This is a genomic window from Rhizobium sp. Rhizsp82, assembly GCF_047325115.1.
Lineage (GTDB): Bacteria > Pseudomonadota > Alphaproteobacteria > Rhizobiales > Rhizobiaceae > Rhizobium.
On the sequence record NZ_CP168570.1, the window covers coordinates 2,304,152 to 2,317,357 of the forward strand.

Consider the following 13,206-nt stretch of genomic DNA (forward strand, 5'->3'; position numbering starts at 1 on the left):
CGAGGCTTAGCGGATTTGCCAAGCCTCGAAAAGACGTGAGGGAAGCTCGCGCATCAACCGGCGCGGGAAAGCGATCCCATGCGGCGCAGCGCCTCGACCTGATCGTCGACGGTCGGAACGAGTTCGCCGGCATTCTGGTCCATCTGCGCCGGGGCAGGGGCTGCGGTTTCCTGTTCGCCGAAGATGACGCTGCAATTGCGCCCGGCGCCCTTGGCGGCATAGAGCGCCCGGTCGGCGGCGGAGATCATCTTGTCGACATTTGCTTCGATTGCCGAAGAAATGGCAACGCCGATGCTGACCGTCGCAGGCACGATCGCCTCGCCGGTGGCGATCGGCAGGCGGCAGAATTCGGCCCGGATCGATTCCGCCAGCGCTTCCGCTTCGGTCTGGTCGGCAACGGTCGCAAAGGCCGCGAACTCCTCGCCGCCCATGCGGCCGAAGACATTGTGCGGCACGAACTGGCGCGCCGTCAGCGCAAAGGCGGAGAGTACGGCGTCGCCCGCCTGATGGCCGAAGCGGTCGTTGACCCGCTTGAAATGGTCGAGGTCGAACAGCAGGACAGCGACCTGGCGCTTCTCGTCGAATGCCTTTTCCTGGATGGCATCGAAGCGGGCAAAGAGGCCGCGGCGGTTCCAGACGCCGGTCAGTGAATCCGTGAGGCTCAACACGCGCAAATGCCTTTCAGAGCGTTCCATGATCATGCGGCAGGTGAGTGCAAAGGCGATCGTCAGCAGGAAAGCGCTCGCCATGGCTGCCGCACCGCCGTAATTGGTCGCTTGCGCATCGGTTGGCAAGGTCAGCGCCATCATCAGCGCCACGGAGAAGCAGAGGACGCCCTGGACGACAAAGATCGCGGCAAGCTTGCTGCGCGTGCGCTCGCCCCTGACATTGCCTGTAGCAACCGCCATGGCAAGGCCGGTCGCGCCCGTTGCCGAGGCGAGGTTATAGAGAATGACGCGGTTGCCGTAGTCGGATGCGACCCAGGGCAGGAACACGCCGGCGAGCCAAACGGCCGGCGGCAGCAGCGCCCACCACTCGATCTTGCGGCGGTCGAGCACCATGAAACCGGCGACCCAGGCGCTCTGGCCGGCAAGCGCCACGGCATTTCCGGCTTCGATCGACAGAATGTTGGGGATTTGTCCGCGCAGCGCCACCATGGCAAAGCCCGCGCCGTTCAACAGGAAGCCGAGCGCCCAGATGAGATAGGCACGATTGCGCGTGTTGTGGCGCCAGGCCATGAACAGCAGCAACGCGAGCGTCATCGCTTCCGAGCACCAGATCGCCAATCCTGTAGCAATATTAAACACGGCAATACCCCATCAAAATCCGGGGCATAGTCATTCGCCAAAGCTCGCCAGTTGATTAATTCGATGCGGGCCTGCCGGCGATATTCTCGGTTAGCGTTTCCAAAGCGTGAACGTCCGAAAGCACCTGCCGATGGATTAAGCTTTGCTTCATCCTGTCGCCGAGAAAAGCTGTGCTGGCGGCCGACAGTCTCTCGCCGTTAAGAGGCAATTCGGAGATAGGAGCTACATCGCAGGGGAAAGCCTTATCCACCGCCCGCTTGCTTCTTAACGTTATCCTTATGCGTGTCTTGAAGTAGAGGGCAGGGACACTCTATGTAGGGGTAAGGCATTTTCTTTGATTCCCGGCCCTGCCGGCAAGACGTTGACAAAGGACGCACATGAGAAATCCAGTCGATACCGCTATGGCCCTCGTGCCGATGGTTGTAGAACAGACCAATCGCGGTGAACGCTCCTACGACATCTATTCCCGCCTGCTCAAGGAACGCATCATCTTCCTGACGGGTCCTGTCGAGGATCACATGGCGACGCTCGTCTGCGCCCAGCTTCTCTTCCTCGAGGCTGAAAATCCGAAGAAGGAAATCGCGCTTTACATCAATTCGCCGGGTGGCGTCGTCACCGCCGGCATGGCGATCTACGATACGATGCAGTTCATCAAGCCTGCCGTCTCGACGCTTTGCATCGGTCAGGCCGCTTCCATGGGCTCGCTGCTGCTCTGTGCCGGCGACAAGGACATGCGCTTCGCAACGCCGAACTCCCGCATCATGGTTCACCAGCCGTCCGGCGGCTTCCAGGGCCAGGCATCGGATATCGAGCGTCACGCCCGCGACATCCTGAAGATGAAGCGTCGCCTGAACGAGGTATACGTCAAGCATACCGGCCGTACCTACGACGAAGTTGAAAAGACCCTCGACCGTGACCATTTCATGACTGCCGACGAAGCCCGTGACTGGGGTGTCGTCGACAAGGTCCTGACCTCGCGCAGCGAGATGGAAGGCGATGCGGCCTAGTGAATAATTGGGATGGTGTTTTCGCTGCCACAGTTCTATCCCAATTGTGATTGAACAAGGGGTTTAATCGCGGAGCGAACACGCTAAGAATAAGTATTAATGCTATGTTGAATTTTTATGACATAGCATTCGGCATTCGAAGGGGAATTCGTTGCCGCCGGAACTTGAGCGTGTTGGGTTAGGTTCCGGTTCTTACCCCTTTAAAGCTTGGCCGGCTGACGCTCCGGTGGCGGAGCGGGCTGGCGGGCCATTGAGTGGACCGCGATTTCACCTTGAAATGCGGCGTGCTGGAAGGAAAGTGATATGAGCAAGGTCAGCGGCAGCAACGGCGGCGACTCTAAAAACACCCTGTACTGCTCCTTCTGCGGAAAGAGCCAGCACGAAGTCCGGAAGCTGATTGCCGGACCGACGGTTTTCATCTGCGATGAATGCGTCGAACTGTGCATGGACATCATTCGCGAAGAGAACAAGTCCTCGATGGTCAAGTCCCGTGACGGCGTTCCCACGCCCCAGGACATCATCAAGGTTCTCGACGAATACGTCATCGGCCAGCGTCAGGCGAAGAAGATCCTGTCGGTTGCCGTTCACAACCATTACAAGCGCCTCGCGCATGCGACCAAGAACGGCGAAATCGAGCTGGCGAAGTCGAACATCATGCTGGTCGGCCCGACCGGCTGCGGCAAGACCTATCTTGCCCAGACGCTCGCCCGCATCATCGACGTGCCCTTCACGATGGCCGATGCGACGACGCTGACGGAAGCCGGCTATGTCGGTGAAGACGTTGAAAACATCATCCTGAAGCTGCTGCAGGCTGCCGACTACAATGTCGAGCGCGCCCAGCGCGGCATCGTCTATATCGACGAAGTGGACAAGATCTCCCGCAAGTCCGACAACCCGTCCATCACCCGCGACGTGTCGGGCGAGGGCGTGCAGCAGGCACTGCTGAAGATCATGGAAGGCACGGTTGCCTCGGTACCGCCGCAGGGCGGCCGCAAGCATCCGCAGCAGGAATTCCTGCAGGTCGATACGACGAACATCCTGTTCATCTGCGGCGGCGCTTTCGCCGGCCTCGACAAGATCATCTCCGCCCGTGGCGAGAAGACCTCGATCGGCTTCGGCGCGACCGTCAAGGCTCCTGATGACCGTCGCGTCGGCGAAGTCCTGCGCGAGCTTGAGCCGGAAGATCTGGTCAAGTTCGGCCTGATCCCGGAATTCATCGGCCGTCTGCCGGTTCTGGCGACGCTGGAAGATCTTGACGAGGACGCACTGATCCAGATCCTGTCCGAGCCGAAGAACGCGCTCAGCAAGCAGTATCAGCGCCTGTTCGAGATGGAAGACGTCGAACTGACCTTCCACGAGGACGCTCTTCGCGAAATCGCCCGCAAGGCGATTGTCCGCAAGACCGGCGCCCGCGGCCTTCGCTCGATCATGGAAAAGATCCTGCTCGACACGATGTTCGAACTGCCGGCGCTGGAAGGTGTCCGCGAAGTGGTCATCTCGGAAGAGGTTGCCCGCGGCTCTGCCCGTCCGCTCTACATCTACGCTGACCGTCAGGATGAGAAGGCCAACGCCTCTGCCTGATAGTCGTAGACAGCATGGTTAGATTTAGGGGCTTGCCGTCGGCAGGCCCCTTTCTATTTTGAGAACCGGGACCGGGCCTGTTAATTGTTGCAGAAGAAGCTTGAAAACGCTGTTCCTGACGTTGCGGAAAGCCGCGTCCTTGGCAATGATGGAATGATTCCGTAGCGTGTTTTCCGGCCTTGTGTTTTAGCCGGTCCGGAATTGGTAAGCGCCACTACAGTTACGCGCGTCATAGTGTTGGCGTTCCATTGTAATAAGTCTGTCACAAGCAGGGAGCGCGGGCGTTAGCGTGGCTTGAAAAGCGTAAGAAGAACCTCCACTTGTATAGGCAAGTGAGAGTGCCGGCCGGGTCCCAAGCGGCCGCGCCAGAGAGCCCGGAAACGGGACGACGGAAAGGAATAAGAAATGACGAAGAAAACGTCTGTAGCGAGCAGTGTTGCCTATCCTGTTTTGCCCCTGCGCGACATCGTAGTCTTCCCTCACATGATCGTGCCGCTGTTCGTCGGCCGCGAAAAGTCGATCCGTGCGCTTGAAGAAGTCATGGGTTCCGACAAGCAGATCATGCTCGTTACCCAGATCAACGCCAGCGATGACGATCCGGATCCGTCCGCGATCCACAATGTCGGCACCGTGGCCAACGTCCTGCAGCTCCTGAAGCTGCCCGACGGCACCGTGAAGGTTCTGGTCGAAGGCCGCGCCCGCGCCGAGATCGACGCCTATACCAGCCGCGAAGATTTCTACGAAGCCCTCGGCCATGTGCTCGAAGAGCCGCATGACGATCCGGTCGAGCTGGAAGCGCTGTCGCGCTCCGTCGTCTCGGAATTCGAGAGCTACGTGAAGCTCAACAAAAAGATCTCTCCGGAAGTTGTCGGCGCTGCCAGCCAGATCGACGACTACTCGAAGCTCGCCGATACGGTCGCATCGCATCTGTCGATCAAGATCACCGAGAAGCAGGAAATGCTGGAAACCACCAGCGTCAAGGCTCGTCTCGAAAAGGCGCTCGGCTTCATGGAAGGCGAGATCTCGGTTCTGCAGGTCGAAAAGCGCATCCGCTCGCGCGTCAAGCGCCAGATGGAGAAGACCCAGCGCGAATACTACCTGAATGAGCAGATGAAGGCGATCCAGAAGGAGCTCGGCGACGGCGAGGAAGGCCGCGACGAGATGGCCGAACTGGAAGAGCGCATCTCCAAGACGAAGCTGTCCAAGGAAGCCCGTGAAAAGGCTGATGCGGAGCTGAAGAAGCTGCGCCAGATGAGCCCGATGTCGGCTGAAGCCACCGTCGTGCGCAACTATCTGGACTGGCTGCTCGGTATTCCGTGGGGCAAGAAGTCCAAGATCAAGAGCGATCTCAACAATGCCGAGAAGATCCTCGAGGCCGATCACTTCGGTCTGGAGAAGGTCAAGGAACGCATCGTCGAGTATCTGGCCGTCCAGGCCCGTTCGACCAAGATCAAGGGCCCGATCCTGTGCCTCGTCGGCCCTCCGGGCGTCGGCAAGACCTCGCTCGCCCAGTCGATCGCCAAGGCGACCGGCCGCGAGTACGTCCGCATGGCTCTCGGCGGCGTTCGTGACGAAGCTGAAATCCGCGGTCACCGCCGTACCTATATCGGCTCGATGCCCGGCAAGGTCATCCAGTCGATGAAGAAGGCGAAGAAGTCCAACCCGCTCTTCTTGCTCGACGAAATCGACAAGATGGGCCAGGACTTCCGCGGCGATCCGTCTTCGGCTCTGCTCGAAGTGTTGGACCCGGCGCAGAACTCGACCTTCATGGACCACTACCTGGAAGTCGAATACGACCTGTCCGACGTTATGTTCATCACGACGGCGAATACGCTGAACATTCCGGCTCCGCTGATGGACCGCATGGAAGTCATCCGTATCGCCGGCTACACCGAAGATGAAAAGCGCGAGATCGCCAAGCGGCACCTGCTGCCGAAGGCCATCAAGGAACATGCGCTGCAGCCGAACGAGTTCTCGGTCAGCGACGATGCCCTGATGGCGATCAGCCAGCAGTACACCCGCGAAGCCGGCGTCCGTTCCTTCGAGCGCGAGCTGATGAAGCTCGCCCGCAAGGCGGTCACCGAGATCATCAAGGGCAAGACCAAGTCGGTTCATGTCACGGCCGAGAACATCGACACCTATCTGGGCGTTCCGCGCTTCCGCCATGGCGAAGCCGAACGCGAAGATCAGGTCGGCGTTGTCACCGGTCTCGCATGGACTGAGGTTGGCGGCGAACTGCTGACGATCGAAGGCGTGATGATGCCGGGCAAGGGCCGCATGACGGTCACCGGCAACCTGAAGGACGTGATGAAGGAGTCGATCTCGGCTGCAGCATCCTACGTTCGCTCGCGCGCCGTCGATTTCGGTATCGAGCCTCCGCGCTTCGACAAGTCCGACATCCACGTCCACGTGCCGGAAGGCGCAACGCCGAAGGATGGTCCGTCTGCTGGTGTGGCAATGGCAACCGCGATCGTCTCGATCATGACCGGCATCCCGGTCGACAAGAACGTGGCGATGACGGGTGAAATCACCCTGCGCGGCCGCGTGCTGCCGATCGGTGGTCTGAAGGAAAAGCTGCTTGCGGCGCTTCGCGGCGGCATCAAGAAGGTGCTGATCCCGGAAGAGAACGCCAAGGATCTGGCGGAGATTCCGGATAACGTGAAGAACAACATGGAGATCATCCCGGTATCCCGCATGGGCGAGGTGATCAAGCATGCTCTGATCCGCAGACCGGAGCCGATCGAATGGGATGGAACGGTTGAAACGCCGGTCATCGCAACGGTCGAAGGCCTTGATGACACGGGTGCCGGCATCGCTCACTGAGCGATATCCGCCGCATTTATGTCAAATTGCTGCAAATCCTGAAAAAGGCTGGCGTAAATCGCCAGCCTTTTTTGTGAAAACCTGCCGGAGGTGCTTGCTTTTCCTTGATTTGCAGGGCTTTTGGGTTGCGGCGGGCCTGATGAAACCTATTCTGTGCCTGGCTTACAGATTTGAGTCGTTTCAAACCATTGAAAGGGGTGGAAACATGAACAAGAATGAACTCGTGTCCGCAGTTGCTGAAAAGGCTGGCCTCACCAAGGCTGATGCCGCTTCTGCTGTCGACGCTGTTTTCGACGTTGTCCAGGGCGAACTGAAGAAGAAGGGCGACGTACGCCTCGCCGGTTTCGGCAGCTTCACCGTTTCTCATCGCGCAGCTACCAAGGGCCGTAACCCGTCCACCGGCGCTGAAGTCGATATTCCGGCTCGCAACGTGCCGAAGTTCACGCCCGGCAAGGGCCTGAAGGATGCCGTCAACGGCTAATCCGGTTTAACTTGGCCGCCGGATAACGAGACCGGCAGGTAAAGTTTCGAAGGGTTCGGCGAAAGCCGGACCCTTTTCGCATTTCAGGGCTTTGCTTCATCGCGCAAAAGCGCGCAGTTCTCTGGCAATAGCTGCCGTGCATCGTTCACATTCGATTAAATATTGATCCATACGATCCGCCCCCAACGGTCGTCCTTCATTGCTCTCCGATCGTATCCGGTCGGCATGACGCCGCTTTCTCCTTTTTCTGTTGCTTGATTTTGGCGCCGGTAGCGGCGTGTTTTTCATGAGGTCTTTCGATGAAGCGTCCTGATATTAAAACGGCAATGATCAGTATTTTCGCCGTTCTCACCATAATGTTCGGAGCCACCGGCTATATCGCCGTCACCGGCCTGCGCGATTCCAACAAGAACAACGAACTGTTCGCGACCAGCATGCATCCCGGCATTTCCAAGGCCAAGGATATCCAGCTTGCGCGCTATTCGCTGCGCGGCTCCTACGGCGATCTGGCGATGGGCCGCACCTCGGGCGACGAGGCGGCACTGGAAAAGAAGATCGGCGAGCGCGAAGCCAAGCTCCGCAAGACGGTCCTCGCCTATCAGGACCTCGTTGATACCGATGTCGAGCGCGGCATCTATCAGGAAATGGACAGCTCCTCGCAGAAATATATCGAAGAGGGCCAGAAGATGATCGCGCTGGCGAAGGCCGGCAAGCAGCAGGACGCGATCAATGCCTTCGACGCAAACCTCGGCCCGGTCGCCGATATCCTGGCAGACAACGTCGACAAGCTCGTCGCCTTCAACGAGGACGCAGCTGCTGCCGGTCTCGCCGAAAGCCGCAGCCAGTATTCCACGACCCTGACGCTGATCTCCGCCGTTCTCGGCCTCAGCGCCCTGATCGTCTTCGCCGCGATCTATTTCGGAATTTCGGGCATCGCGAGCCCCATCGTCCGCATCACCAAGTCGATGCGCGGTCTGGCCGCCGGCGACACCGCATCGGAAATTCCGGGTAAGGGCAGGGAGGACGAGATCGGCCAGATGGCCAATGCCGTCGAGATCTTCCGTGTTGCCGCGATCGACAATCAGCGCCTTCAGGCCGACGCCGAGATGACCCGCGCCAAGACCGAGGCCGACAGGGCTCGCCTTGCTTCCGAAGCGGAAGCAGCCGCCCAGCAGCGCCTCGAGCAGGCGACCGCCGGCCTCGCCGGTGGCCTGCGCCGCCTCGCAGCCGGCGAGCTCGACTTCCAGCTCAACGATGCCTTCGCCCCTGATTTCGAGGCGCTCCGCCACGACCTGAACGGTGCGATCTCGCAGCTCGGCGGCACGCTCCGCGCCGTCGCCCAGTCGGCGGTCTCGATCACCGGCGGTACCCGCGAGATCAGCCAGGGCGCCGAGGATCTCTCCAAGCGCACCGAACAGCAGGCCGCTTCGCTCGAAGAGACCGCAGCCGCTCTCGATGAGATCACAGTGAATGTCTCGAACTCCTCCAAGCGCGCCGACGAGGCCCGCCAGGTGGCGATCCAGGCAAACCGCAGCGCCACGGCTTCCGGCACGGTTGTCGCCAATGCCGTCGATGCGATGGAGCGGATCGAACAGTCGTCCAACCAGATCTCCAGCATCATCGGCGTCATCGACGAGATTGCCTTCCAGACTAACCTCCTGGCGCTGAACGCCGGTGTCGAGGCGGCGCGCGCCGGTGAAGCCGGTAAGGGTTTCGCCGTCGTTGCCCAGGAAGTCCGTGAACTCGCACAGCGTTCCGCCCAGGCCGCAAAGCAGATCAAGGACCTGATCCGCAACTCGTCGGTCGAAGTCGAAGGCGGCGTCAAGCTGGTGCGCGAAACCGGCGAGGCGCTGAAGACCATCGAGCAGCTGGTCGTCACCATCAACCAGCACATGGACGCCATCGCCACGTCGTCGCGCGAACAGTCGACCGGTCTTTCCGAAGTTAACAGCGCCGTCAACCAGATGGATCAGGTGACCCAGCAGAACGCCGCGATGGTCGAAGAGACCAATGCCGCGAGCGCCACGCTGGCCGCCGAAGCCGATCGCATGAACCAGCTGATCGGCCAGTTCCAGCTCGGCGGCAGCCGCGCCGAGACCAACGCTGCGTCCCTGCGCCAGACGGCGGCCGCCATGGCCCGCCCGCAGCGCAGTGCTGCATCGGCCCCGGTCTATGCCAGCCACGGCAATGCCGCGGTGAAGCAGGAATGGTCCGAGTTCTGAGACCGGCTACCGGTAGAAGAGCATCACTTCGAAGGGTTCGGCGAAAGCCGGACCCTTTTCGCATTTCCGTGGTCTTGCGGAGCGCAGGCCTTTGATCTACGGATCGGCCGTTCTCAGGGCGGGGTGAAAGTCCCCACCGGCGGTAAAGGGTCTCGGCCCAAGCCCGCGAGCGCTTCGGCCGTCAGTGGCCGGGGGTCAGCAGATCCGGTGCAATTCCGGAGCCGACGGTATAGTCCGGATGAAAGAGAATGATCGCAAGCTGTGAGCGGGGCAGGGGTCTTTCCGGCTGCCGTCCTGCGCTCATGCGTCCTGATTTGTGTTGGTCCCTTTCTGGATGAGAGACATGAATCAGACTTCCCTTGCTTTTTCCTCGTCGCGTGCGATGGCCGGTGCCGCTTTCATGGTGCTGGCGGGTATCGCCTTTTCCGTTCTCAATGTCGTCACCCAATGGCTGACGATGAAGCTCGGCTTCGCAGCCGCTTCCGCCGCCTTCTGGCAATATGCCTTCGCGCTCCTCTTCTCGCTTCCCTTCCTGCGCCGCGCCGGCCTCTCGGCAATGCGCACCTCTTATCCCTGGCGCCATATCGTTCGCGTGGCGCTCGCCGCCCTCGGGGTCGAAGCCTGGGTGTCCGGTCTGGCCTCGGTGCCGATCTGGCAGGCGATCGCGTTGGTCATGACCTCGCCCTTCTTCATCATCCTCGGCGCCCGCCTGTTTCTCGGCGAACGCGTCGGCCCGGCGCGCTGGGCAGCGACGGCGGTCGGCTTTGCCGGTGCGATGATCATCCTGCAGCCATGGTCGGACGCCTTCACCTGGGCGGCACTCCTTCCGATTATCTCGGCGCTCTTCTGGGGCGCGTCGTCGCTGATCACCAAGAGCCTGACCGGCATCGAGAAGCCGGAGACCATCACCGTCTGGCTGCTGGTGCTGCTGACGCCGATCAACGGCGCGCTGGCGGGTGTGGCCGGTTTCGAGGTGCCTCAGGGCATGACCCTGGCGCTCTTCGTCTTCGCCGGTCTGCTGACGGTCTTTGCGCAATATCTGCTGACCCTGGCCTACACCGTCGCCGACGCTGCCTATGTCCAGCCCTTCGATGATCTGAAACTGCCGCTCAATGTTCTCGCCGGATGGCTGTTCTTCGGCTATGCGCCGGCGGGCTATCTCTGGCTCGGCGCCGCACTGATCCTGATGGCGTCGCTCTTCATCATGCGCAACGAGATGCGCCGGGAGAAAAATGCGGCCTGATGCAAAGCGGTGCAAAATTGCGCCCGTTGTCATCTGCCTGTCATCCGCTTCCCTCAAAACCCCCATGTTTCGATTTTTCGACGCATGGGGGATTTCATGACTATTTCATCGCGCAAGGCAGCGCTCGCTGCCGTGCTCCTGGCTTCTGTTGCCTTTCCGGCAGTTGCCGAGCCTGTTTTCAATCGCATCGCATCTTTTCCGGTCGCTTCGAACCTGCCTGAAGGCAAGGACAAGCTTTCGACGACCTCTGCAGAAATCATCACCGCAACCGACGACGGCAACACGCTGATCTATAGCGACAGCCCGCTCGGCGCGATCGGCTTCGTCGACATCACCGACGCCAAGGCCCCGAAGGCCCTCGGCGCACTGATGATGGACGGTGAACCGACATCGGTCACCTCGACCTCGGGCAAGGCGCTCGTCGCCGTCAACACCAGCGAAAGCAAGGTCAAGCCGTCGGGCCGCCTGGCCATCGTCGATGTTGCCACCAAGAAGATCGAGAATACCTGCGATCTCGGCGGCCAGCCGGATTCGATCGCTCTCAACAAGGACAAGACGCTCGGCACGATCGCCATCGAGAACGAGCGTGACGAAGAGATCAACGACGGCAAGATCCCGCAGATGCCGGCTGGCGATCTCGTGCTCTTCCAGGTCAAGAACGGCACCGTCGATTGCGGCACCATCAAGCACGTCACGCTGACGGGTCTCGCCGGCATCGCGCCTGAAGATCCGGAGCCCGAATTCGTCTCCTTCAACGGCCAGGACGAAATCGCCCTGACGCTGCAGGAAAACAACGAGATCGTCATCATCGACGGCAAGACCGGTACGGTGAAGACGCATTTCACCGCTGGCAGCACCGATCTCTCCGGCATCGACACTAAGAAGGATGGCCAGCTGAAGTTCACCGGCGAAGCCAAGGGCGTTCTTCGCGAGCCCGACGCCGTAAAGTGGCTGGACGACAACCGCCTCGTCGTCGCCAACGAAGGCGACTATGAAGGTGGCTCGCGCGGCTTCACCATCTTCGACAAGACCGGCAAGGTTCTCTACGAATCGGGCTCGTCCTTCGAGCGCGCCGTTGCCCATCTCGGCCACTATCCGGAAGGTCGCTCGTCCTCGAAGGGCGTCGAGCCTGAAGGTCTGGAAGCCGCTAAGTTCGGCGACGACCAGCTGTTCTTCCTGCTCGCCGAGCGCGCTTCGGTCGTCGGCGTCTTCAAGGACACCGGCGCGGACCCGGAACTGCTGCAGATCCTGCCGTCGGGCGTCTCGCCGGAAGGCGCGATCGCCATCCCGAGCCGCAATCTCTTCGCCACGGCCAACGAAGCCGATCTCGGCGAAGATGGCGGCCCACGCTCGCATGTCATGATCTATGAGCGCAGCGAAGGCGAAAAGGCCTATCCGCAGATCGTCTCGGCAGAGAAGGACGGCAATCCGATCGGCTTCGCAGCGCTTTCGGGCCTTGCCGCCGTTCCTGAAAAGGCCGGCCAGCTCTTCGCCGTGTCCGACAGCGTTCTCGGCAATCAGCCGACGATCTACACGATCGACGCCACCAAGAAGCCTGCCGTCATCACCGACGCCATGACCGTCAAGCGCGATGGCGCCGCTGCACAGAAGCTCGACATCGAAGGCATCGCCGTCGACGCCAAGGGCTGGTTCTGGCTGGCTTCGGAAGGCAATAGCGAAAAGTTGCTGCCGCACGCTCTCTACCACGTCAACCCGAAGGGCGAGATCAAGGAAGAGATCGCGCTGCCGAAGGAACTGACGGATAACGAGATCCGCTACGGCTTCGAAGGCGTGACGATCGTCGGCTCCGGCGAAGACGCAACGCTGTGGATGGCCGTACAGCGCGAGTGGAAGGACGACGAGAAGGGCTTCGTGAAGCTCGTCTCCTACAACCCGAAGAGCAAGGAATGGGGCGCCGTGCGCTACCCGCTCGACAAGTCTGAAAACGGCTGGGTCGGTCTCTCGGAAATCTCCGCCCATGGCGACAGCGTCTACATCATCGAGCGAGACAACCTCGTCGGCGATGCTGCCAAGCTGAAGAAGCTCTACAAGGTCGCCATCTCCGACCTGAAGCCCGCCAAGCTCGGCGGCGAACTTCCGGTGGTCAAGAAGGCGGAAGCCCATGACTTCCTCGACGAACTGAAGACGGCAACCAACGGCTACGTCCTCGACAAGCTCGAAGGCTTCGCCTTCGACGCCTCGGGCAAGCCCTACGCCGTCACCGACAACGACGGCGTCAGCGACTCCTCCGGCGAGACCCTGTTCTTCCCGGTCAACATGGTTGGCACGAACTGAGCTGTTCAGGCAGCATGAGATTAGGAAGGCCGGGCGCAAGCCCGGCCTTTTTGTCTCAGTGGACGTTGGCGGAATGTGAGGCGCCCATTCCAACCACCTCCCTCATTCCTGTGCTTGTCACAGGAATCCAGCCTGCCCAAGTCCTTGGGCAGAAGAGACTCTTTCCCGCCGCGCAGACGCGTGGCGACTGGATTCCTGTGACAAGCACAGGAATGAGGGGAGAGGAGGAGAGGTTCCCGCAAATAGG

Annotated in this window: 8 protein-coding genes and 1 riboswitch; of the genes, 7 read left to right on the forward strand and 1 reads right to left on the reverse strand. The window is 60.7% G+C overall.

Annotated elements, in window-relative coordinates; all coding sequences use genetic code 11:
* Positions 1 to 53: 53 nt before the first annotated feature.
* Positions 54 to 1,307 (reverse strand): sensor domain-containing diguanylate cyclase, encoded by a 1,254-nt coding sequence (locus ACEN84_RS16260; protein WP_112718674.1) that lies wholly within the window; start codon positions 1,305 to 1,307, stop codon positions 54 to 56.
* Positions 1,308 to 1,684: 377 nt separating this feature from the next.
* Here ACEN84_RS16260 and clpP point away from each other — a divergent pair, with 377 nt between their 5' ends.
* The 7 genes from clpP (at position 1,685) to ACEN84_RS16295 (ending at position 12,959) form a co-directional block, all read left to right on the forward strand.
* The gene (gene clpP / locus ACEN84_RS16265) at positions 1,685 to 2,314 is read left to right on the forward strand and encodes an ATP-dependent Clp endopeptidase proteolytic subunit ClpP (RefSeq protein ID WP_112718670.1); all 630 of its coding nucleotides are present in this window, start codon (positions 1,685 to 1,687) and stop codon (positions 2,312 to 2,314) included.
* Positions 2,315 to 2,617: 303 nt separating this feature from the next.
* Entirely contained in the window at positions 2,618 to 3,895 is a 1,278-nt protein-coding gene (gene clpX, locus ACEN84_RS16270; RefSeq protein WP_112718668.1) for an ATP-dependent Clp protease ATP-binding subunit ClpX, read from the forward strand.
* Positions 3,896 to 4,300: 405 nt separating this feature from the next.
* Positions 4,301 to 6,718, forward strand: coding sequence for an endopeptidase La (gene lon, locus ACEN84_RS16275; RefSeq protein WP_112718666.1), 2,418 nt, complete (start codon positions 4,301 to 4,303; stop codon positions 6,716 to 6,718).
* A gap of 205 nt (positions 6,719 to 6,923) precedes the next feature.
* The gene (gene hupB / locus ACEN84_RS16280; RefSeq protein WP_112718664.1) at positions 6,924 to 7,199 is read left to right on the forward strand and encodes a DNA-binding protein HupB; all 276 of its coding nucleotides are present in this window, start codon (positions 6,924 to 6,926) and stop codon (positions 7,197 to 7,199) included.
* A gap of 299 nt (positions 7,200 to 7,498) precedes the next feature.
* Positions 7,499 to 9,421 (forward strand): methyl-accepting chemotaxis protein, encoded by a 1,923-nt coding sequence (locus tag ACEN84_RS16285; RefSeq protein ID WP_413709264.1) that lies wholly within the window; start codon positions 7,499 to 7,501, stop codon positions 9,419 to 9,421.
* 105 nt (positions 9,422 to 9,526) lie between these two features.
* Positions 9,527 to 9,675: riboswitch (FMN riboswitch) on the forward strand.
* Between the two features lie 89 nt (positions 9,676 to 9,764).
* On the forward strand, positions 9,765 to 10,664 hold the full coding sequence (locus tag ACEN84_RS16290) for a DMT family transporter (RefSeq protein WP_413709265.1): 900 nt from the start codon (positions 9,765 to 9,767) through the stop codon (positions 10,662 to 10,664).
* 96 nt (positions 10,665 to 10,760) lie between these two features.
* Complete coding sequence (locus tag ACEN84_RS16295; protein WP_413709266.1) at positions 10,761 to 12,959, forward strand: esterase-like activity of phytase family protein; 2,199 nt, start codon at positions 10,761 to 10,763, stop codon at positions 12,957 to 12,959.
* The last annotated feature ends 247 nt before the right edge of the window (positions 12,960 to 13,206 follow it).